The organism is Aquamicrobium sp. LC103 (assembly GCF_001014615.2).
Lineage (GTDB): Bacteria > Pseudomonadota > Alphaproteobacteria > Rhizobiales > Rhizobiaceae > LBCQ02.
The window spans coordinates 219,631-242,051 of record NZ_LBCQ02000005.1 but is presented as its reverse complement, the minus strand read 5'-3'; the positions used below and the strand labels follow the sequence as shown (position 1 = coordinate 242,051).

General features: G+C 62.9%; 20 protein-coding genes. 6 read left to right on the top strand and 14 right to left on the bottom strand.

What is annotated here, in order from left to right:
• Positions 1-13: 13 nt before the first annotated feature.
• From XW59_RS11745 to XW59_RS11720, 6 genes are all read right to left on the bottom strand, one after another.
• Positions 14-1,705, bottom strand: coding sequence for an ABC transporter ATP-binding protein (locus tag XW59_RS11745; protein WP_047145127.1), 1,692 nt, complete (start codon positions 1,703-1,705; stop codon positions 14-16).
• A complete protein-coding gene (locus XW59_RS11740) occupies positions 1,702-2,574 on the bottom strand; it encodes a metallophosphoesterase (protein WP_047145128.1) in 873 nt (290 codons plus the stop codon). Before XW59_RS11740 ends, XW59_RS11745 begins: the two co-directional genes overlap by 4 nt.
• A gap of 69 nt (positions 2,575-2,643) precedes the next feature.
• Entirely contained in the window at positions 2,644-4,197 is a 1,554-nt protein-coding gene (locus tag XW59_RS11735) for an ABC transporter substrate-binding protein (RefSeq protein ID WP_047145129.1), read from the bottom strand.
• 74 nt (positions 4,198-4,271) lie between these two features.
• Positions 4,272-5,174, bottom strand: coding sequence for an ABC transporter permease (locus tag XW59_RS11730; RefSeq protein ID WP_246666068.1), 903 nt, complete (start codon positions 5,172-5,174; stop codon positions 4,272-4,274).
• A gap of 3 nt (positions 5,175-5,177) precedes the next feature.
• On the bottom strand, positions 5,178-6,104 hold the full coding sequence (locus XW59_RS11725; RefSeq protein WP_047145130.1) for an ABC transporter permease: 927 nt from the start codon (positions 6,102-6,104) through the stop codon (positions 5,178-5,180).
• Positions 6,098-6,886, bottom strand: coding sequence for an HAD-IA family hydrolase (locus XW59_RS11720; protein ID WP_082137557.1), 789 nt, complete (start codon positions 6,884-6,886; stop codon positions 6,098-6,100). Before XW59_RS11720 ends, XW59_RS11725 begins: the two co-directional genes overlap by 7 nt.
• Positions 6,887-7,005: 119 nt before the next feature.
• Between XW59_RS11720 and XW59_RS11715 the strand changes: the two genes are divergently transcribed.
• From XW59_RS11715 to XW59_RS11705, 3 genes are all read left to right on the top strand, one after another.
• Entirely contained in the window at positions 7,006-7,905 is a 900-nt protein-coding gene (locus XW59_RS11715; protein ID WP_047145131.1) for a LysR family transcriptional regulator, read from the top strand.
• A 112-nt stretch (positions 7,906-8,017) separates the two neighbouring features.
• Positions 8,018-8,989 carry an ABC transporter substrate-binding protein gene (locus tag XW59_RS11710; RefSeq protein ID WP_047145132.1) on the top strand — a complete coding sequence of 324 codons (972 nt, stop codon included), beginning with the start codon at positions 8,018-8,020 and terminating at the stop codon, positions 8,987-8,989.
• 91 nt (positions 8,990-9,080) lie between these two features.
• Positions 9,081-10,772: an iron ABC transporter permease gene (locus XW59_RS11705; RefSeq protein WP_348639309.1), complete on the top strand. Its 1,692-nt coding sequence runs from the start codon at positions 9,081-9,083 to the stop codon at positions 10,770-10,772.
• Between the two features lie 4 nt (positions 10,773-10,776).
• Here the strand turns inward: XW59_RS11705 and XW59_RS11700 are convergent, their stop codons facing one another.
• Positions 10,777-11,796 (bottom strand): ABC transporter ATP-binding protein, encoded by a 1,020-nt coding sequence (locus tag XW59_RS11700; protein ID WP_246666078.1) that lies wholly within the window; start codon positions 11,794-11,796, stop codon positions 10,777-10,779.
• A 696-nt stretch (positions 11,797-12,492) separates the two neighbouring features.
• Between XW59_RS11700 and XW59_RS11695 the strand changes: the two genes are divergently transcribed.
• Both XW59_RS11695 and XW59_RS11685 read left to right on the top strand, forming a co-directional pair.
• Positions 12,493-13,236, top strand: coding sequence for an isoprenylcysteine carboxylmethyltransferase family protein (locus XW59_RS11695; RefSeq protein ID WP_047145134.1), 744 nt, complete (start codon positions 12,493-12,495; stop codon positions 13,234-13,236).
• Between the two features lie 349 nt (positions 13,237-13,585).
• The gene (locus XW59_RS11685; RefSeq protein ID WP_136068142.1) at positions 13,586-13,918 is read left to right on the top strand and encodes a YcxB family protein; all 333 of its coding nucleotides are present in this window, start codon (positions 13,586-13,588) and stop codon (positions 13,916-13,918) included.
• Between the two features lie 107 nt (positions 13,919-14,025).
• On the opposite strand, the gene XW59_RS11680 is transcribed toward XW59_RS11685, so the two are convergent.
• Positions 14,026-14,826 (bottom strand): class I SAM-dependent methyltransferase, encoded by an 801-nt coding sequence (locus tag XW59_RS11680; RefSeq protein WP_047145136.1) that lies wholly within the window; start codon positions 14,824-14,826, stop codon positions 14,026-14,028.
• 657 nt (positions 14,827-15,483) lie between these two features.
• Between XW59_RS11680 and XW59_RS11670 the strand changes: the two genes are divergently transcribed.
• Complete coding sequence (locus XW59_RS11670; protein ID WP_047145137.1) at positions 15,484-15,930, top strand: VOC family protein; 447 nt, start codon at positions 15,484-15,486, stop codon at positions 15,928-15,930.
• Positions 15,931-16,009: 79 nt separating this feature from the next.
• On the opposite strand, the gene XW59_RS11665 is transcribed toward XW59_RS11670, so the two are convergent.
• The 6 genes from XW59_RS11665 to XW59_RS11640 all read right to left on the bottom strand — a co-directional run bounded on the left by XW59_RS11665 (position 16,010) and on the right by XW59_RS11640 (position 22,395).
• The gene (locus XW59_RS11665) at positions 16,010-17,731 is read right to left on the bottom strand and encodes an FAD-dependent oxidoreductase (protein WP_047145138.1); all 1,722 of its coding nucleotides are present in this window, start codon (positions 17,729-17,731) and stop codon (positions 16,010-16,012) included.
• Positions 17,731-18,513, bottom strand: a complete 783-nt coding sequence (locus XW59_RS11660; protein ID WP_047145139.1) for an SDR family oxidoreductase — start codon at positions 18,511-18,513, stop codon at positions 17,731-17,733. Before XW59_RS11660 ends, XW59_RS11665 begins: the two co-directional genes overlap by 1 nt.
• A gap of 11 nt (positions 18,514-18,524) precedes the next feature.
• A complete protein-coding gene (locus tag XW59_RS11655) occupies positions 18,525-19,265 on the bottom strand; it encodes an SDR family NAD(P)-dependent oxidoreductase (protein WP_047145140.1) in 741 nt (246 codons plus the stop codon).
• A 102-nt stretch (positions 19,266-19,367) separates the two neighbouring features.
• Positions 19,368-20,489 carry a C4-dicarboxylate TRAP transporter substrate-binding protein gene (locus XW59_RS11650; RefSeq protein WP_246666067.1) on the bottom strand — a complete coding sequence of 374 codons (1,122 nt, stop codon included), beginning with the start codon at positions 20,487-20,489 and terminating at the stop codon, positions 19,368-19,370.
• Positions 20,490-20,571: 82 nt separating this feature from the next.
• Positions 20,572-21,876, bottom strand: coding sequence for a TRAP transporter large permease (locus XW59_RS11645; protein ID WP_047145141.1), 1,305 nt, complete (start codon positions 21,874-21,876; stop codon positions 20,572-20,574).
• A gap of 9 nt (positions 21,877-21,885) precedes the next feature.
• Positions 21,886-22,395 (bottom strand): TRAP transporter small permease subunit, encoded by a 510-nt coding sequence (locus XW59_RS11640; RefSeq protein ID WP_047145142.1) that lies wholly within the window; start codon positions 22,393-22,395, stop codon positions 21,886-21,888.
• Positions 22,396-22,421: the final 26 nt, after the last annotated feature.

Sequence of the window (22,421 nt, the reverse complement as noted above, 5' to 3'; positions counted from 1 at the left end):
TGCCTCGCCGGCCTCAACCGTTCAACGTTTCCAACGCGTGGATCCTGTCACCCGGCAGCACGGAACGTGCGTTCATGTCGTTTCTCCGGCGGCTTTGAAAAGCTGGGGCGGGCAGCGGCGGCCTGGGGACCGCCGACAGCAAACGGCGCGTATATTCATGTCGCGGTGCGCCGAGAACGTCGTCTGTCCGCCCCGTTTCGACGATCTCTCCACGGTACATGACGGCGACACGATGGCTCACCCGTTCGACCACGGCGATGTCATGGCTGATGAAGAGGAGGGAAACGCCTTCACTACGCTGGAGTTCGAGCATCAGGTCGGTCACCTGCCGCGCGATGGACACGTCGAGGGCAGAGACGGCCTCGTCGGCGATGATGAGCTTCGGCTGGACCGAAAGCGCGCGAGCGATCGCAAGCCGCTGGCGCTGGCCGCCCGAGAACTGATGCGGAAATCGATCGACCGAATCCGCGTCCAGCCCCACCCGCTCGACGAGGCGAACGGCAAGGTCGCGCGCATCACGCGCGCTCACGAGTTTGTGGATCTGAGCCGGTTCGGTGATCGCATCCCTGATGGCCATGCGTGGATTCAGGGATGCGTAGGGGTCCTGAAACACCATCTGCGCGTCTCGACGGGCCGCGCGCAGTTCGTCGCTGGAAAGGCGCAGCCAGTCGCGGCCGGCGAGGTGAATCTCGCCGGTCTCGGGCTCCACCAGGCGCAGGATGGAACGGGCAAGCGAGGATTTTCCGCAGCCGGATTCTCCCACGAGACCCAGCGTCTCACCCTTGCCGAGCGTGATCGAGACATTGTTGACCGCCATCGTGCGCGATGAGCCGCGCAAGGCGGATGCGGCAAAGCTGGTCGAGAGGGACTTGACCTCCAGCACGGGGGCCGAAAGCGCAGGCGCTTCGGGCGCGCCCGAGCCGAGTTTGGGTGTCGCGGCCAGAAGCTGACGTGAGTAACTGGTGCGCGGATTCGAGAAAAAAGTGGCAACGTCCGCCGCTTCGATGTGCGCCCCCTTGCGCATGACGACGACACGCTCGGCGATCTCGGCAACCACGCCCATGTCGTGCGTGATGAACAGAACCGCCATGCCGATCTCCTTCTGGAGCGAGCGGATCAGCGTCAGGATTTCTGACTGAGTGGTGACGTCGAGCGCCGTGGTGGGCTCATCCGCGATCAGCAGACGGGGACGGCAGGCAAGCGCCATGGCGATCATGACGCGCTGCCTCAGGCCACCGGAAAGCTCGTGGGGAAACTGGTGCAGGCGTTTCTTCGGATCGGGAATATGTACGTGCTCGAAGGCACGTTCGGCTTCGGCAAGCGCGTCCTTGCGTGACAGTCCACGGTGGCGGATCAACACCTCCGCGACCTGATCGCCCACGCGCATCACCGGGTTAAGCGACGTTATCGGCTCCTGGAAGACCATCGCGATGCGATTGCCCCTAACGCGCCGCATCGTCGCCTCGTCGGCAGTCGCAAGGTCGATCCGTTCGGCCTCCCCGAACTGCATGCTGCCATTTACGATGGAGCCGCCCTCGCGCTCGATAAGCCGCATGATGGCAAGCGAGGTGGCAGACTTGCCCGACCCGGATTCACCGACAATGGCGACGGTCTCGCCCGGCGCGACGTCGAAGGACAGGCCCTCGACGGCACGGTGTGAGCCGAAGGCGATGGAAAGATCCCGAACCGACAGAAGCGCGCTCATGCTGGTTCATCTTCCTTGCCTGCCGGAATTTCAGCGAGGCTATGAAAGGGTGGAACGGGCGGCGTCCAGCGGGCGACGGTCGGGCGGAAGCCGAGGGAAAGAGGGTCCCTGCCCTCGACGCGCCAGTTCACCGTCTCGCCCAGTTCGATCAGCCCCATCGCTTCGGCCGGCTCGCCATCGGTCGTGAAGCTTTCCGTCAGCGATTGCTGGGTGAGGTGGACTATGCCGTTGACCGATGTCACCGTGTTCCAGTGGACGTGGCCAGAAAGGAAGACGACGGGAAAACGCGCCTGCTCGACCATGGCGCGAGCACGGGCGGCCTGCGGATAGGTGGAGGCGGCCGAATTGTTCTCGAAATAGTAATTGCCGACCTGCGAATGGCCCGAAATGGGCACATGGCTCGCGATGAGCATCGGCCGGTCCGAGTTGCGGACGGTCCGCGACAGCCACAGCAAATCGGCCTCAGGCAAGTGGAAGCTGCCGAATTTCGGGCCGCGGTGGATATGGGTGTCGGCTCGCCAGATCACGATGCGCCAGCCGCCGATGTCGATCGTCTGGTGACCGAGCGCCTGTCCGAGGACGCGCTCGTTGTCCTCGACATCGAGATGCTCGCGATCGTGATTGCCGTTGATGTGGCAGACCGGCGTTTCGATGGCGCGAAAGGCTTCCGCCACCTCGCGCTCAAGCTCGAGGTCACGGTCGCGATCGATGTCGGAAATGCGATCGCCCAGATCGAGCACGAGGTCCGGTCGAGCGTCGTTGGTGAAGCGGGCGAACTCTTCCATCAGCGCAAGGGCCGCGTCCCCGCGCTTCGTGAGGGAAGGAGCTCCGTGATGGATGTCTGCGACGATTGCAATGCGGGCGGTCATGATCGGCTCCTGGGAAGAACGGTGAATTGACGGGCGGGACATGCGCCCCGCCCGCTGGCCATGCGGATGTCAGTTGCTGGCGAAATCGATGGAGCCGGCGCGGAAATCGAGCACGTAGGGGATGTGACCCGGTTTCGGTGCCCAGTTCACATTCGTGCGCATGGCCCAGCTTTCATAGGGGCGATAGAGCGGCAGGAAGGGAGCATCCTGCTCGATCCGCTCCATCAGTTCGCCATAGGCCTGCTTGCGGGCGCCGGTGTCCGAGGAATAGCGGAAGCGCTCCCAGATCCCGGCATATTCCTCGTCCGTATTGAAGCGGCCTTCCGATTCCGACGGGCCTTGCGGCGCCCACATCACGCCGAAGGAGCCGAACGGATCGGCGAAATACATCGGGTTCGACCAGCAGCGCACCATCATTTCCGGCTTGCCGCCGGTCCATTCCTCGATGACGTTGACGCGGCCGTTGACGCCGACGGCACCCCACATCTCCACGATCGCCTGAGCCGCGAGCATGCCGTTGGTGTAGTAGGTGGACTGGCAGTCGTAGACGATCTCCTCTCCGTTATAGCCCGCCTCGGCCAGCAGTTCCTTGGCACGCTCCGGATTGTATTCGAACGTGTTGAGCTCAGGCATATGGAACTCGCCGAACTCTTCCATCGTGTGCGAGGCAGGCACGACCGCCTTGCCGAGCCACAGGCCTTCATTGAGCGCGTTGCGGTCCACCGCGAGGCTGAGAGCCTGACGCAGACGTGCATCCTTCATCCGCTCATGATTCTGGTTCATGATCATGACGTGGAACAGCGCGGTCGGCGCCCCGACGACCTTCACCGAAGGGTCGGCTTCGAGCATGGCGAGCTGGTCGGGCGCGACATTGGTGATGATGTCGGCTTCGCCGGTGCGCAGCGCTGTCACGCGCGATGCGGTCTCGGGGATGCGGCGGACGGTGGCCCGTTCCAGCGGCGCCTTCTCGCCCCAGAAGCCGTCGAAGCGCTCGTAGACGAGGCGCTCACCCGGGACGAACTCGGCGACGCGGTAGGGGCCGGTGCCGACCGGAGCCAGCGAAAATGCCTCGAAATCGCTGTCTTCCGCGACTTCCGGATCGCCGGAGAGAGCCTTGGTGTATTTTTCGGGGATAATCATGACCTGCTGAAGGTTGATGAGCGTTTCCCAAAGCGGCTCCTCGCGCTTGGCGTGGATGCGGATGGTGAAGTCATCCACCTTTTCGGCACGGTCGAAGTTTTCGAGGCGGTCGCGGGCGCGCACCTGATAGGGCGGGAAACTGGCCTGGTACATGCGATTGAGCGAGAAGACGACATCGTCGGCGGTCATGCGGTCGCCATTGTGGAAGACGACGTCGTCGCGCAGCTTCAACTCCATCACGGTGGGCTCGATGATGCTCCACTCCGTGGCGAGGCCCGGTTTCCATTCAACCTCGAGCTTGTCGTAGTCACGCTCGATCAAAACATCGAACGTGTTGTAGTAGAACTGGGAACCGACGTTGGAATGATCGCGCCCCGGATCCAGATAGGGAGCGACATTGGCCGCGCCGACTGTGATTTCCTGGGCGAAGGCGGGCATGGCGGCGATCAGCGCGAGCGCCGTGGTCACAAGAAGACGTTTCATGGTCTGAGCCTCTTTGGTGTTGGCCTGGGTTGTAAGCGTGGGCCGCTGCCGGCCTCTCGTTCTGGAATTTGGGTTCAGCGCGACCTCAGCCGCACGTCGGCGCGGTCGCGCAGCCAGTCGCCGAGGATCTGCACGGCGAAGGTTACGGCGAGGATTGCGAGCGCTGGAACGACGACGATCCATGGCGCGGTGGGCATGTAGTCACGGCCGACGCCGACCATGGAGCCGAGCGTCGCGGTGGGCGGCTGGACGCCGAGCCCAAGGAAAGACAGCGTCGATTCCAGGAGCACGATGTTCGAGAACGACAGCGTGAACTGCACGACCAGCGGCGACACGATGTTGGGCAATATGTGGGCGCGGGCGATGCGCATGTTGGTTGCGCCGGCCGCATGGGCGGCTTCCACGAAAGGCAAGGTTTTCAGTCGTTTTACCTCGCCGCGGACGATGCGGGCATATTGCTCCCAGCCGTAGAGGCCGAGAACGCAGACCATCACCAGGAGGCTCGATCCGAAGATCGCAAGGAAGAGAAGGGCGATCAGCGTGAACGGGATAGCGATCTGGGTATCCACCGCCCCCATGATGATGTCTTCGCAAATGCCCCCGAAAAGTCCGGCGACGAGCCCCATGATAGCGCCGACGATCAGTCCGATGATGGAGCCGAGAAAAGCCAGAGAAAGCGTGAGCCTGAGGCCGTAGAGCATGCGCGAAAGGATGTCGCGACCGAGCTCGTCGGTTCCTAGAAAGTAGCCTGGACGGTAGCGCTCGAAGCCAATGGGCGGAGCCAACCGGTTGAGCAGGCTCTGGTCGAGCGGGCCATGAGGAGAGAGAAGCGGCGCGGCGACCGCCACGAGCACGAGCAGTATGCCGGTCAGCAGCGCCAGGCGCTGAATGGCATCGCCCTGCCGCCAGAGATCGAGCGTCCGTCCGAGGGCGGCCGGACGCGTCATTGCACGCGGGGAGATCGGGACGTCGGCCACGGCTCAAGCCTTTCCGAACCGGATTCGCGGGTCGGCGAAGCCATAGGCGATATCGACCAGCACGTTGATGAGAAGGACTGCGGCGGAGACGGCGATCACCCCGAACTGGAGCACCGGATAGTCGCGCAGGATGGCCGAGCGGACGAGCAGCTCGCCGATGCCGGGCCAGGAAAAGATCGATTCCACGACCACCGAGCCTGCGGCCGCCAGCCCGGCGACCTGCAGGCCGATGACCGACAGGATCGTAATCGATGCGTTGCGCAGCCCATGACGGAAGATCACTTCCGTTTCCGTGAGGCCCTTGGCGCGCGCGGTGCGCATGAAATCCTGCCCGAGTACGTCCAGCATGGCGTTGCGCGTGAAGCGGGTCAGACCGGCGATCAGGATGCCGGACATGGCAATCGTCGGCATGATGAAATGCGCCCAGCTTCCGTTTCCGACCACGGGCAGCCAGTTGAGCCAGTAGGCAAAGACAAGGATCATGAAGGTCGCGAGCACGAAATTCGGCACGGCGTAGAACAGGAAGGCGAAGGACATGATCGCGCTGCCGACCCAGGAGTTGCGCCAGATCGCGGCCAGCACGCCGAGCGGGATCGACAGTGCCAGCGTGAGCGCAACGCTCGACAAGAGCAGTTGCAGCGAGGGCCAGATGCGTTCCGCGACGACCACCGAGACGGGCCTGCGCTCGACATAGGAGAGGCCGAACTCCCCATCGAAGAAGGATTTCAGGAAGGCGAGATATTGCTCCGCGACAGAGCGGTCCAATCCATAGTACCGGATGAGGAGAGCCCGGTCTTCCTGTGTGAGACCCTGGCCGGCGATGTAATCGATGGGATTTCCCGACAACCGGGTCGCGGCGAATGCAAGCGTGATGACGACGAGGAAGGTAAGGAGGATGCGCGCGGCGGCGCGTGCGATATAGCTCAGCATGCGACCCACTCCCGCGCGCCGTTCGATGCGTTATCGGTGCGAAGCTCGGACGAAACGGGCGGATGGACGATACGGATAAACGCTACTCCGGCAGCGCGTGCAGCCTCTCCATCCGTTGCGAGATTGTCGCCGATGAAGACGGCGCGGGTGCGCTCGACGCCGCTTCGTGCGAGCGCGATCTCGATCAGGTCCGGAGCGGGCTTGCCGATAGAGCGGACAGCGAAGGGACCGGCGCACGCTTCGACCGCGCGCAACAGCGCGCCTGTTTCCGGGACCGGGTAACCGGTCGCTGCCGGATGACTGAGATCGAGATTGGCCGCCCACAGCTCGGCGCCATCGACCACATGAGCAGCCAGCTCTTCCAGGGTGCCGAGCCCGAAACACCTGTCCCGTCCCATGACGACGATTTCCGGAGTAGCCGAACCGTTCGTGAGGCCAAGCTCCTTGGCCAGGGTTCGCAGCGGCGCGTCGACATACACCGCCAACGCCTTGTGGCTTTGGTCTTGCGCCAGGAAGCGCAATGTCTGTTCGCCGGCAAGCAGGATGCGATCCGCGAGGATCGGCAGGCCGAGCCCGACGAGCCGCGCCGCAAGCGTCGCGCTCGTGTCGGAGGAGTTGTTGGAGACGATCCACAGCCTGTCGCCGCAAGCGCGGACGAAGTCCCGCGCCCCGTCATAGACATGGCCGCTGGAGAGCAGGCAGCCGTCAAGGTCGCATAGTATCGCCGACCGGTCGGCGAGGTCGATCTCGGCGAAGCTGCTGACTGTCTCAGGTCGTTGCATCAGGCGATCCCACGTCGTTTTCATGTGGGCGGGACCATGTGGGCGGTCTGTGACACGCCTGTAACAGGCCAAGGCTAGAACTTGGCAATACCGAGGAAAAACCTTGTGAGGCTCCATCCTTGTCTCTTACGCTCGCCCGCATCCGCGCCATCAATACCGTCGCGCAGACAGGTTCCTATGCCGCCGCCGCACGGCTCCTGGGCATCTCCCAACCGACAGTCTCCCAGCATGTGAGGGAAGCCGAGGCGCTCTACTCGGTGCGCCTTTTCATGCGTCGCGACGGTAGCCTCCACCCTACGCCGATATGCGCCCAGCTCTGCGATATCGCCGAACGCATGGTGGAAGAAGAACGCGAGGCCGAGCGGCTGCTGACGCGCCATGCCACGCTGAAGGACGGGCGGATCACGATCGGACTGGGAAACTCGATGCCAGGCATGGCCGTGATCGCATTGTTTCGCCAGCGCCATCCCGGTGTCGAGATCGGCGTCGAGACCGGTTCGTACGAGCGCATCATCAAGGCAGTGCTGTCACGCAGCGTCGATGTCGGGGTCCTGCCCGATGTGCCGCGCGATGGCCGCTTTCGCTCCGAGCTGCTTGTCAGCCAGGAGGTCGTGGCGGTGCTCCACGCGGATCACCCGCTTTCCGGGCGCGCGCAACTGACATGTGCGGAACTGGCGCGGCAACCGCTCATCTTCAGGGCAAAGGGATCGTCGACGCAGCGCGTGGTGGACCGGGCCTTCGCGCAGGTCGGCCTGTCTCCCAAGCCGCTCCTCGTTCTGGATGCGCGCGAGGCGGCATATGAAGCCGTGGCCAACAATATCGGCATCGGCTTCATCTGGCGGCATGGTACGGGAAGACACGATGCCGTGCGCCGCGTGCCGGTGAACGAGATGAACAGCAGGCACGACGAAGTCGCCTTCGCGCTCGCCGACGAGACATCCGTGGTCACGCAGGCATTTCTGGCGGCCGGTTCGGACTATCGGCGTCATAGCCAGGTCATCGGCAGGAAGCCCGATTGATGCCGCCGCTGCATCCTGTCATCGAGCCGTTATGTGTCGCGGCTAAAAGGGCGACTTCATTGACCGCGCCGACGACCTTGAGCTCCGCGCGGCTCTAAAATGGGGTTGAACGATGCGCACTTTCCTTGCAGCGCTGCTGGTTGCAGCAGGTGTCTCTCCCGCCCTCGCGCTGGAAGGCAAGCTGGTTCTCTACACCAGCCAGCCAAACACCGACGCCCAGCAGACCGCGGACGCCTTCATGGCGAAAAATCCAGGCGTGACTGTCGAATGGGTGCGCGATGGTACGCCAAAGATCATGGCGAAACTTGCCGCGGAGATCGAAGCCGGCCACCCGCAGCCCGACGTCCTGTTGATAGCCGACATCGTGACCATGGAAGGTTTGAAGAAGGAAGGCCGTCTGCTTGCGTTTCCCGAAGCCGAGATCGCCGGCATCGATGAGACACTGATCGACGCCGACCGCACCTATTTTCCAACCAAGCTGATCACCACCGGTATCGTCTACAACACCAACGCGCCGATGGTGCCGGCAAGCTGGCTCGACCTAGCCAAGCCCGAAGCCAAGGGCCAGATCGCCATGCCAAGCCCGCTGACCTCGGGCGCGGCGATGATCCACACCGTGACGCTTACTGGCAACCTGGAACAGAGCTGGGATTTCTACGCCGGGCTCGCCGAAAACGGCGCGCAGGCTTCGGGTGGCAATGGCGACGTGCTGAAGGCCGTCGCCGGCGGCGACAAGCTCTACGGCATGATCGTCGACTTCATGCCGATCCGCGAGAAGGCCAAGGGCGCGCCGGTCGAGTTCGTGTTCCCCACCGAGGGCGTTTCTGCGGTGACCGAGCCCGTCGCGATCCTCTCCACCGCGCGGAATCCCGAAGCCGCCAAGTCCTTCGTCAATTTCCTGCTCTCGGAAGAAGGTCAAAAACTCGCCGTCGACCAAGGTTACATCCCGGCTCGCGCCGATGCCGGCCTGCCGCAGGGCTATCCGGATCGCTCGGCGATCAAGGTGCTCGGCTATGACGCCGCCGCCGCGCTCGCCAACGACATGGCGAACAAGGAGAAGTTTACCGAGGTCATGGGACAGTAGGGCCGCTCGGGCTGTATCCCGTCGGGCTTCAGCGATGTCCCCGTTTCCGGAGTCCCTCCCAGGACGCCCCGCATCCGTTGCCTTCGGCCGGGTGCGGGGTTCGGATTCGCTGAATGCCGCGGGATGGCGCCTCGCGGCCGTCATTGTCATCGCGGTGATCCTGCTGCTGGGGCTGCTGCCGGTCGGCCGCCTCGTGATGACAGCGATCGCGCCGGGCGGCGAACTCGACTTCTCCGCTTTCCTCGACAGGTTGACGAAGCCGGCGGCGTTGCGTGCGGTCTGGAACACGCTCGACACCGCATTCTTCGGCGCGGCACTCGCTCTCGCCATCGGCGCACCATTCGCCGGCGCGGTGGCGATCACCGATCTGCCGACGCGCCGGTTTCTCGGCTTCCTGCTGTTGATGCCCCTGATCATCGCGCCGCAAGTGACCGCACTCTCGTGGCTGCACCTGACCGGCCCGTCGAGCACGCTGCTCAACATGCTCGGCATTGCGCCGCCGCCCGGCACGCCGAATCCGATCCTCGGCCGCACCGGCATCATCCTGCTTTATGGCGTGCAGCACGCGCCGATCGTCTTCATCACGTTGCGTGCCGGCCTTGTCGGTCTGCCCGGGGATCTGATCGAAGCCGCGCGCGCCTCCGGCTCCAGCCTGCCGCGCGCGTTCGTCACCATCATCCTGCCGCTGATGCGACCGTGGATCGCGGCGAGCGCGGCGCTGGCCTTCGTTTCCGGCATCGGCAATTTCGGCATACCGGCCCTGCTGGGCCTGCCGGTGAACTATCTCACTCTGTCGACGCTGATCTACCGCCAGATGTCGAGTTTCGGTCCCGGCGTGCTTCCGCAGATGGCCAGCCTGTCGGTACTGATCGGCGGCCTCGCACTCGTCGGCATCGCCGTTCAGTCGCTGGCCCTGCGCGGCCACCACGCGCGCTACGCCGCCGGCCGCACGGTGCAGTTCTTGCTCGGGCGCTGGCGCGTGCCGCTTGCAGCCCTGTGCTGGCTGGCACTGATCGTCATGCTGTTCCTGCCGGCGCTGGCGCTGGTGGCAACTTCGCTGGTGCCGGCCTTCGGGGTGCCGCTGACCTGGCAGACCGTCACGCTCGCCAATTACGAGGAGGTGATGCTGCGGCAGGCGGCGACCGTCCGCGCCTTCATCAACTCGACATTGCTGGCCGGCAGCGCGGCGCTGATCCTCGCGCTGGGCACCATCCCGGTGGCCATCATCATGGAACGCTTCGGCGCCCGGAACCGCAGACTGCTTCAAGGCGTCGCCGAGCTGCCCTATGCGCTGCCGGGCATCGTGCTGGCCATCGCCTGCATCCTGTTGTTCCTGCGGCCGTTGCCGCTGATCGGGAGTCTCTATGCAACGGCGTGGATCATCCTGATCGCTTACCTGATGCGGTTCCTGACCCTGGCGCTGAAGCCAGTGGCGAGCGCGGTTGCGCAAATCCCCGCGGATCTCGACGAGGCCGCGGCTTCGTCGGGCGCTTCACCGTTGCGGCGCGTCATCACGATCAGCGCGCCGCTGGCCGCCCCGGCGGCAGTGGCCGGCGGGCTCCTCGTTTTCATGAGTGCCTTCAACGAGCTCACCGTATCGGCGCTGTTGTGGTCGAGCCGCAACGAGACGCTAGGCGTCGTCCTGTTCAGCCTGGAGGAAGCCGGCCTCGGCACGCAGGCGGCCGCCGTCGCCGTCGCAACCGTCGTGGTGGTCGTGACGTTGCTCGCGGTGCTCGACGGCTTTGCAAGGCGGTTGCCTGCGGGCGTTCTGCCCTGGCGATGAATGTTCAGCCGGGAATTACCCAGGCATCGCAAACAGCAATGCGTACATCCGTTCCGACGGCGGGTGCTTCGACGCAGTCGATGACGACATCATGTTGCGTACCGGCAAGCGCCAGCACCACCTCGAACACCGGCCCGCGATAGACCGACGAGACGACGCGTGCCGGCATGCCGGTCTCGGCGAGCCTCAGGCCTTCCGGCCTCAGCAGGATGCGCGCGACGCTGTTCCGTGGCGTTCCCGAACAGCGCGCTTCAAACCGGTGGCCGGCGATCTCGACCACCGCCATGCCCCGATGCTCGCCGATGATTTCGCCATCGAGGATCGCGCCACGTCCGACAAAGCCCGCAACCTTGTCGCACGCGGGTGAGCGGTAGACATCCGTCGGCGGCGCGGTCTGCAGGATGCGCCCGCCGTCCATCACCGCGATCCGGTCGGACAGCGCCAGCGCTTCGGCCTGATCGTGGGTCACATAAACCATCGTGGCACCGGTGCGGCGATGGATGTCGCGAAATACCTCGACCATCGAGGCGCGCAGGTGCATGTCGAGATTGGCGAGCGGCTCGTCGAAGAGGATGATGCGCGAATTGGCGATCAGGCAGCGGGCGAGCGCGACGCGCTGGCGCTGGCCGCCGGAAAGCTCGTCGATGCGCCGGTGCTGATAGCCGTCGAGACCGACGATGGACAACACCTCGCGCACCCTTGCATCACGTTCCTTCCCTGCCACGCCTCGCGTTGCCAGCGGATAAGCGACGTTGCCGGCAACGTCCATGTGCGGCCACAGCGCATAGGACTGGAACACGATCCCGATACCGCGCTTTTCCGGCGGCATCTGACGCGACGCATCGGCCACCGTATCGCCATCGAACACGACGCTGCCGCGCTCGGGTGCCTCGAATCCTGCTATAAGTCGAAGCATCGTCGTCTTGCCGCAACCGGACGGTCCAAGAAGGGAGGTGAATGATCCGGAAGGGAAGTTCAGGCTCACATTGTCGAGCGCGACGGTTTGGCCGTAACGGCGCGTCATTTCTTCAAGACGAATATCGACCATTACGGGTCTTTGACAGCGGTTCATGACAGGATGATTGCACGGCGGAAAATTCCCGGCCGTCATTCCACACTATGAACGGTCCCGGAGGGCCGGCCAACAGACAGCAATTTCAATTGGTTACGATGGCGAACCTTTTGGCGATTTCTCGCTTTGTTCCGTATCGTTTGGCGAACCTTAAGCGCTCTACTCTTCCCACCACACGCAGCTTGATCGCTGCCAGGCGTCGAATTCGGAGCCCAACGACATCTCGGCCGGTGGGCACAAAGGATTCTATGTTCAGGCTGCTATCATCGCCGCCTTCGCACCTCATCCAACAGTCGGCCGGCTTCACGAGGATAGGCCAGTCACCGAAGCAGAGCATTTGGGAAGGTGTCTGGCCATCACTCGCTCGTCCAACAGTTCCTCCAATATGCGTGCGCTTTCGGCGCATGCAACACCAATGGCGTGGGATCAGACACCGCAATAGGCGGTCGCAGAAACAACAAAAAACGTCGGCCGGAGCCAGCGGGGCAATGGCTAAAGGGGCTTCGACCAGCATGTTCGTCCCCTTTGTTGCAACTCCGAATGCTCCCGCCAGACCAGCATGTAGGCCCTCCGGTTTCGACGGATTTGCCGTAAAATCGCCGTAACTGGAGCGCTCTGCACTTGTCATCATGTATGGGAAGCTTCGATATGATTCGAGAGACGATTGTCCGCCAAGGCCACTGGTTGTTTCGCTGGCGCAGCTATGTGCTGCTGGCGACCATTCCTATAGCTTTCATGACACTGCGCGGCGGTGAACCGGTCGAACTCTATCTAGGCGAATGGCCCGACTTCATCTACGAGGGGATTTGCGTAGCAATCGCCTTCGCCGGACTTGCAGTCAGGGCGGTGACGGTCGCTTACGTTCCCAAGGGCACCTCTGGCCGCAATACCCGCGAGCAGGTGGCAGAAACGCTCAACACGACGGGTATGTACTCCCTCACCCGGAACCCGCTCTATTTTGGCAATGCCATCATTTACATGGCAATCGCGCTCTTCACCCAAGGCATCTACTTCGTCATCATCATGGCGTTGTTCCTGGTGATATACCTGGAACGCATCATCGCAACTGAAGAGGCATTTCTTACCGACAAGTTCGGCAGGAGCTATCACGAATGGGCAGAGCGGGTGCCGGCCTTTTTTCCTCGGCTGTCCGGCTGGCAACAGCCGGAGCTATCGTTTTCAATCCGGAACGTGCTGCGACGGGAGTATTCGGGCTTCTTCGCCATCATAACGGCTTTTGTCGCCATCGAGGCGTTCGGCGACATCCTTTTTCAAGGCCACATTCTCTATGATCCCGTCTGGATCGCGACATTCATCGGGGGCGGCATTATCTATCTCGGACTCCGCTACATGAAGAAGCACACCACTTTACTCGATGTGGGGGGGCGGTAGCGAAGCCAGGCGGTAGCCAGGGTCAGCGCCGCAGTATCTGCAACGGTGTCCTTGCCTGCCAGCCCTGGCGTTCAAGCTCCGGTGTGTCGTCGGCGTGAGCGGGATAGCCCAGACACAGGTAGCCGAGAAGGCCCAGTGCGATGGCACATCCAGGGTCGTGGCCACGGCGGCGGTGTGCTGTCATCGGCAAACACCGCCAGATGAACTGGAGTCTCCTGCAAGCCGGCCAGTTTGAGCTTGGCATAGGCAGGAGCCCGCTCACACTGGACCCAAGCTTTTCCTCGCGGCCGTGTTTGCTGTGTGCTCCGCCACTATGATCGTTTCGGATTTCAATCGGATCCCGACCACCGTGGCGCTCATCGTGCTGATCGGGGCATTCAGCATGCCACTTCTTTTCTACTTCCTGCTCCCACAGCACGCTCGCAAGGTCTATCGTCAGGTGAAAACCATGCGACACCCCACCGAGGTGTCATGGAACCATGAAGGCTATTCTGCCTCCACAGCGACCTCGACGAGCACCATCGCTTGGAACGACTACTTCGGCTGGAGCGCCGATGAAAAGATAGTGCTCTTGATGCAGGCACCGAATCTTTTTCAGATGCTGCCGCGCCATGCCTTGAGCGGTGAGCAAGCCGGGGATCTGATTGGTCATATCGAGAATTCCGAATTGCGTCGAATTTAGCAAGAGCAGACTGTCTTCCTCTCCAGCCTGCCCACCAGCACCCTTCCCTTCTTGGCTTCAGACCACGCCTTGGCCGCCAGATACTCGGCCGGTTGGCATCAAGGTCGTCAAGGAACGATGCCTTTCACCGCCCAAGCAACGTTTGCAAAGGATCTGGGGCCATCCTGCCGTCCGGCCTCATAGGCATCTCGTATCGCAGCATCGGTGATCTCGCGATCCTGCGCAGCTAACGATACCACATATTTGCCAAGCGGGCCTTCGCCACCGGCAATCGGCGCCCAATAGTCATTGAAATTCTGGTAATCCATGCGGATCATCAGTTCAGATTCCGCAACGTCCGCGAGCCCTTGATCGGCAAAGGCGCGTTTCATTTCGCCGGGCTGCATCATTGGCTGAAAGCAATAGCGACTGCGCAGTTGACGGCCGGATTCGCCGAGCGCCGCTACCGTGTCAACCATCATGCGCATACCAGGCATGCCACCGAGATGATCCCAAACGACGGCAGCGACCACACCGCCGGGCCTCACCACGCGACGCATTTCAGCAATGGCCTTGCCGGTCTCCGGCACGAAATGGAGCACGAGCAATGCAAATGCACGATCGAACGCGCCGTCGTCGAATGGCAAGGCGCAAGCGTCGGCTTGACGGACAGTGATCCGCGGGTCGGTATTGCGTCGAGTTGCAGCTTCAACAAAGACAGGCGAGAAATCGATTGCCGTGATCGCGGCAGGCCCGGGAAGCTCAGCAAGCGCAAACGTCAGGCTGCCGGTTCCGCAACCAACATCGAGGATGTTTTCGCCTTGGGCGACCCCTGCGAAGTCAATGAACAGCGGGGCGAGCTTTCGGCTCCATCGACCCATGATTTGGTCATAGCCATCGGCATTGTGAACATTGAAGCTTGAGGTCATGCAAGCCCCCATCGCATCGGGCTTATTACGCCCCCGACAGTTGCCTGCAGATTACAAAATTCCGGGGGCCTATCGATCCGACACCATGGAAGTAGCGCCTTCCTTCGATGGTTGCGAGCCCTACCCCTTAAGCTTTATCAACTACCCCCTCATGGGTATAACCCAGACCAGAGAAGTACCGTTATTATGATCTACTGCAGAACAATCGATATGCCTCGGCGGTATTCTCGAGCCCCCTAGATTGCGCCAGTTCCCAAGGACGTTCGCACTGCTTCGTCCGCTCGCACCATGAATAGCCGGCGGACCCGATGCAGCCGTGACTGTCCCGATCGCTGCCAGGGAGCGGCGCAGATGTTTCAGCTTGGCTGCACGCGACAACCAGAAGAGGCAGAACGGCAAAAAGGCACTGTCGCATCATTCCTCCGATATTGGTCCGTTGCCCTTGTTCCCATGGTAGGCCACACCATCACTCCTTTCTAGGGTTCAGAACCATCTTGAGAACTGATCGGAAGGATTGCTCGAAGGGAAGGTTGGCAGGAGCTTGCATCTTGCAATATTGACATTCCATGGGCGCTTTGCGTTGATATCAACATAGGTGGGGAAATCGTCATATCCTAGCGACCCGTAACGGGTGAAGCACCACGAAAGGAGACGGCAATGAAGATCGTGACCAGCCTGAGCTTCCAGGGCCAATGCCGCGAGGCATTCGAGTTCTATGCCAAAGTCCTGGGCGGAAAGATCACCGCCGCCATGCCCTATGGCGATGCGCCTCCCGGCATGCCGATCACCGACGAGAAGTACAAGGGCTGGCTGATGCATTGCTGGCTCGATGTCGGCGACCAGGCCCTGATGGGTGCCGACATGGACATCGGGTGGGCACCCAACATCGACAAACCCAAGAATGGCTTCGACGTCACCCTGCACACCGAGGACAAGGCCGAGGCGCAACGCTGGTTCGATCAACTGGGCGAAGGCGGCAAGGCTGTCATGCCATTCAGCGAGACCTTCTGGTCGCCCGGCTTTGGTTCCCTGATCGACAGGTTCGGCGTCCCCTGGATGATCAACGTCGTTCCGTCGGCCGATTGGAAGCCATCGCAGGGCTGACCCTATATCCGAACGGCGGCGGCGATACCGGCGCGTCCCGGCGCTTTTGAGCGACGCACGGAAAGCTGGATACATGTTCTCAAGGGCCGCGATCGGGCCGTTTCGCGGCTGATTTCCCGACGATGTATCCGAAAGTGATCGCCGGACCGAGCGTTATGCCTGCGCCCGGATAGGCGCCGGCCATGATCGAATTCGCGTCGTTGCCGCAAGCGAACAAGCCGTCGATCGCCTGGCCGTCATCGTCCAGTACCCTGCCATGCTCGTCGATCAGCAGCCCCATGCTCGTCCCGATATCTCCAGGGAATATCTCGATCGCGTAGTAGGGTGCCGTCTCCAGCGGACGCAAGCATGGATTGGGTTTGTTGTCGGCATCGCCGAGATAGGTCTGATAGACGGTCGATCCCTTGCCGAAGACGCGATCGCTGCCGGCGATCGCGTCGGCGTTGAAGGAGAAGACCGTCTTCTCCAGCGTCGCCTCGTCGATCCCGGTCGCCGCCGCAAGCTCGCGAAGGTCGCCGCCGCGCTTCAGGTAGCCCGATTTGAGATAGGGGGCGATCCAGCCCGGAAATGCGGGAACGGCACCCAATCCATAGCGGCGCAGAGCATGATGATCGCAGATCAGCCAGGCCGATTTCTCGCCCTCCTCCAGCAGCATCGCGACCAAACCCTGGACGAAGTCGTGGTAGGAGCTCGCCTCGTTCACGAAGCGTCGGCCGTTTCGGGAAACAGCGATCACGCCCGGTTTGGCGCGATCCAGGAAAAGATGAGGGAAAGGACGTTTGGTTCCGTCGCCGTTCGGCAGAAGCGAGACCGGCGTCCAGAAGGCCGGATTGCTGTTCGACGCGACGAAGCGCGCGCCGATGGATTCGGCCAGACGGATGGCTTCACCCTCCCCCGCCGTCGGCGACATGGAGAAATGTTCGATCCCCCGCGACACATGCCCGAACAATTCGCTACGCCTCGCCGGATCATGCGGAAAACCGCCCGAGGCGAGGACGACACCGTGGCGGGCTTGGACGAAACGCTCGCCGTCGGGTCCTCGCACCCGCGCCCCGATGATCCCGCCGGCGCCGTCCTTGACCAAGCCGACCAGCGCGCATCGCAGATGCAAGGGGATTCCGAGATCGAAAACCGTTTCCGCGAGCCGCCCCGCGATGGCAGCCCCCAGCACGAGCCGCGTGCCGCGTCCATGCGTCAACCGGTCCTTCGCATAGCGCATGATCACCGAAGCCGCATGCAGAGCGGATCGCGGCGAGCGCGTCATCTTGAGGAAATGACCGATGTCGAAGCGGTTCAGCATCATGCCGCCGAAAAGCGTGAAATCGGCGATCGGCGGGCGCAGGTTCTTCAGTTTGTCGCCCAGGCGGCGGCCGTCATAATCCTCCGCGTCGATGACCCGCCCGCCGAGCGCCGCCCCCGGCGTGTCGGGATGATAGTCGGGGGAAAAGGCCCGGTGGGTGAAACGCAGCGCCGTCTTCTCGTGAAAGAAGCCGATAGCCTCCGGCCCTTCGCGCAGGAAGGCATCGACCAGCGCCGCGTTCATCCGGTTGCCGGTTTCCGCCTCGATATACATGCGCGCCGCCTCGGCGCTGTCCTCGAGCCCCGCTGCGTGCATCAAGGGATTGTTCGGAATCCAGATCGCGCCGCCCGATACGGCGGTCGACCCACCGAAATATTCGCTCTTCTCGACGATGAGGGGGTTCAGGCCGTGATGGGCGGCGGTGATCGCCGCGGCCATGCCGGCCGCGCCCGAGCCGACGATCAGCAGATCACAAATCTCCGCGGGAGCCTCGTTGCCCATCACCGGGTCTCCGGGCGGGGGTAACGGCCCATGGCCCAGCCGCCATCGACGGCGATCACCTGGCCGGAGATGAAACCGGCCTCGTCGCTCGCCAGGAACCGGATGACGCGCGCCACGTCCTCCGCCTGGCCGACGCGGCGCAGCGGGCATTGGTCGATCATGATCTGACGACGCCAGGCCTCGCTGCGGATTCGTTCGGCCGTCAGCGGCGTCTCGATGAGACCCGGCGCCACCGCGTTGACGCGGATGTTGTCGCGTCCATAGTCGGTCGCCATCTGCCGCGTCAGCCCGGCGACCGCCGCCTTGCTCGCCGAATAGCCGGAACTTGCCGTCGCTCCGATTTCCGCAAAGATCGAGGCCGTATTGACGATCGCGCCGCCGCCGGATCTCTGCATGCGCGCAACCGCCAGCCTCGAAAGGCGGAAAAGGCCGATCACATTGATGTCGAAATAGGCCTGGAGCTCCTCATCCGTGGTCTCGTCCGCGCGCTTACCGCGCGCGATACCGGCATTGTTGACCAACACGTCCAAGGTCAGCCTTTCCTTGTCGAGAAAAGCTCCCAGCCGCGCGACCAGCTCGGGATCGGCGACGTCGCCCTCCAGCGGCGAGATCCGCTCGTTGCCCTCCGCCAGTTTCCCGAGCCCTTGAGGATTGAGATCGATCGCAATCACGCGGCGGGCATTCGCGAGCAGAAACGCCTGCACGGTCGCAAGTCCGATGCCCTGGGCCGCGCCAGTGACGATGATGGTCTTGCCGGTGAAATCGCTGAGATGGAGATTCATGTTCCGTTTCCTCAGAAAGCTGCGGTACCGCCGATCGACCGGCCGCCATCGACAATCAGAACCTGCCCGGTAATGAAGCCGGCCTGGGGCGACGCGAGGAACGCGGCGGCGTGAGCGATATCCTCGGGACGGCCGAGCCGGCCGGTGGGTTGCTGCGCCCGCAGCGCATCGAGGTTGGTATCGGAACGGGCGAGCAGCATGTCCGTCTCGATAACGCCAGGGGCAACCGCGTTGACGCTGATGTCGCGTTCCGCAAGTTCGAGGGCGAGCGCCTTGGTGAACCCCGCCACCGCGGCCTTGGACGCGACATAGTGGGCATAGTGACGCGAGCCGAATGCAGCCCGCGAGCACAGATTGACGATGCGCCCGCCATTGGGCATTCGCCGCGCCGCCTTCTGCGACAGCGTGAACATCGCGACAAGGTTCACCTCATAGGCGCGGCGGAAGTCATCGGCCTTCAACTCGTCGAATGGAACGACACTGAAGATGCCGGCATTGTTGACGAGCACTTCCAGGCCGTCGACGCCTTCGACCAGCGCTCCCACCGCCGCTTCATCCGTTATGTCGGTGACCGCGATGCTCGCAAGGCCGCCATCGCTGCCGACGAGTTCCTCGGTCCGGCGTGCCAGTGCTTCGTCGCGATCGACGATGACGACCCTGTAGCCTTCAGCAGCGAAGCGCCGCGCGATGGCACGTCCGATTCCGGAGCCGGCACCCGTTACGATCGCGGCCGGCTTTTGCGCATTTGGCATTCTGATATTTCCCGTGAACTTTCGGCGAGCGCGCGTCCCTGCGCGCCGATGATGAAGACAGTTTGCAGGGGCGCGGCGACGCTGTCGCCGCGCCCGCTTCGGTCAGTCCATGCCGAAGGTGTTTTCATCGAGCTTGGAATAGAGGTGCTCGAGCGCGATCTTGGCAACGGCATCCGGATCGGTGCGGTCGACATCGGCGAAGATACGCTTCCATTTCTGTTCCAGTTCGAGATAGGCCGCGATGATGTCGGACGGATCCTCGACGTTGCGCGTCGTCATCGCTTCCTTCGGCAGGCGCTCGATCAGCCCCTTCTTGAACTCGTCGAGCTTCGCGCGAAGCTCCGGGTTCGGATCGGCCACTTTCAGCCCGCGTTCCTTCGAACCCTCCAGCGCGGCGGTCACGCCGACATGGTAGGCGACCTGCGAACGAGCCGTGCCGACCGCCATCTGGTCGAGAAGGATCCGACGCTGGGCAGGCTCGAGGCCCTGCCAGAAGTCGAGGTTGTATACGTAGGTCGCGCCGAGCACGACACCCATCGGCGCGAGATTCACGCTGCGGGCGACCTCCCAGAACTTGTTGCCCTTGTCGAGGTTCGTGGGGTCGGACATGGTGCAATCGATCGAGCCGCGCTCGAGGCCCGAATAGACGTCCGCTATCGGCACCGAGACCGGCACCGCTCCAAGAGCTTGCACCCAGGCGGTCTGCGCGCCGCCTGCCGTGCGGATCTTCAGTCCCGCCGCGCTTTCCGGAGTGGTGATCTCCTTCACGCAGACGAAATTGTAGACCGGCGTCGAATAGCCGCCCGCGAACAGCCCGCCATTCTCGCGCCACTCGGCTATCAGCTTCTCATTGGTGAGACCTAGTTCGGTCCAGGCGTAGGCGGCGGCGAAATCGTCGTCGGACACGAAGACCAGGTCGTTGACGACGTTGTTGAGCGGAAGCTCGGACGGCGTATAGGCCGGATAGACGATGCCCAGAGCGGCGACGCCGTCGGCTACACCCTGCATGGTCGTCGGTGCCGGCACCAGCGAGCCACTCGAATAGACCTCGAAGTCGATCTCCCCGTTCGAGGCCTGACGCACGTCCTCCGCGAACTTCTGGTAGGGAAACTCGTTCAGGATATGGACCTGTGTCATCCAGTTGGTCGCCTGATAGGTTTCCGCATGCAGGCTTCCGATGCTCATCGCCAGCGCGGCCGCCGACGTCAGAAGATATTTCATCATTCGCTCTCTCCCATGTTTGGCGCGCGCGGCGCCCGTTTTGCTCTTGCGCACGCAGCCATCGGACGGAGCGCGCAAAGAGGTCTCATCGAGCCATCAGGCTCGGAAGCCAGGTGGTTATGATCGGAAAGGCGATCAGCAGCGCGAGCGTCACCAGGTCTGTCACGATGAACCAGGTGACGCCCTTGAAGATCGTGCCGAGCGAAACCCGTGAGCCCATCGCCGATTTGATGACGAACACATTCATGCCCACGGGCGGCGTCACCAGACCGATCTCAAGGAGCTTGATGGTCAGAATGCCGAACCAGATCATGTCGACACCATGCACGCCCAGCAGCGGCGCCAGCACAGGCAGCGTCAGGAGCATGATGGAAATGCTTTCCAGGACCGCGCCCAGCAGCAGGAAAAGCCCGCAGATCATGATGATCACCGTCAGCGTGCCGTAACCGTCGAAGAAGCCCATTACCCAATTGGGTATCGTCGCCAGCGCCACGAAACGGGCGAACAGTGCCGCGCCTACCACGATGATGAAGATCGAGGACGTACCAGCCGCCGTGTCGACCAGCGCCTTGCGCAGGACCTTGACGGTAAGCCGACCGCGCAAAAGCGCGATCACGCAGGCAAGGAAAGCGCCCACCGCGCCGGCTTCCGTGGCGGTGAACATGCCGGCGAAGATACCGCCCATCACCCCGGCGATCAGAACCGGAAGCGGCCAGGCATCGATCAGCAGTGCCCGTTTCTCCTCCGCCGAGATATCGATTTTGGCGGCCGGCGCGAGTTCCGGATTGAGCCAGCATCGTACGGTGATCATCAGTATGAACATCACCGCAGTGAGGATCCCGGGGATGATGCCGGCAATGAAGAGCTGGCTGATCGACACGTCCATCAGCAAGCCGAAGACGATCATCAAGACGCTCGGCGGAATGAGGGATCCAAGCGTTCCGGCAGCGGCCACCGAACTGGTGGCAAGGCCAGGCTGATAGTTCGCCCGCAGCATTTCGGGCACGGCGATGCGCGAGAACGCCGCGGCGGTTGCCACGCTCGAGCCGCTGGCGGACGCGAAAAGCGCGCTGGCAAGCACGGTGGATGAAGCAAGCCCGCCCGGAATGCGGGCGAGGAAAATGCGCGCGGCACCGAAGAGGCCGCGCGTCAGCCCCGCCTCCACGGCGATGAACCCCATCAGCAGGAACATCGGCACGGCCGACAGATTCCAGTCGCCGATAAGATTGTAGGGAATGCCCTTGGCGATGCCGATCGCCGGCTTCAGCCCCATCATCAGGAATATGCCGACGAAAGCCGTGCCACCCATCGCCACGCCGATCGGAACCCGTAGGCCGATGAGGCCGAGCACCGCGGCCAGGCCCATGAAACCTATCTCGATTCTTTCCATTTCGACGCCTCAGTACTTTTCCGCGGCCGAAGCCGGATCGGTGATGTCGGCTCTCGAGCCCGTTGCAAGGCGAAGGACCAGCACGGCCACGGCAAGCGCCAGGCCAAGCGGCAGCATGAACTTTGCCGGCCAGATGACGACGCGCCAGATGCCGTCCAGGGTCTCGTTGATCCGGTATGCGCGCATCGCCACGTCCCACGAGAACCAGCCGAGGCCGCCGTAGAACAGGGCCGAGCACAGATCGGCGATGACGAGCATCGCCTTGCGCGCCTTTTGCGGAACGAGATCGTAGATGAGTTCCACCACGATCGAGCCATTGGTCGCCTCCACCCAGGCAAGCGGCAGGAACACGCCCGCGATCATGTAATAATTGGCGACCACTTCGGCGGTGCTGGGCACCGGCTGGTTGAAGACATATTTGCCGACGACGTCGGCCATCACGTGCAGCATCATCAGCGCCATGGCCAATCCGGCCACCAGCGCCAATGCATTGGTCAAGAAGCGTACGAGCCCAACCATTGCCTTCTCCTCCCTGGTTTCGGCGG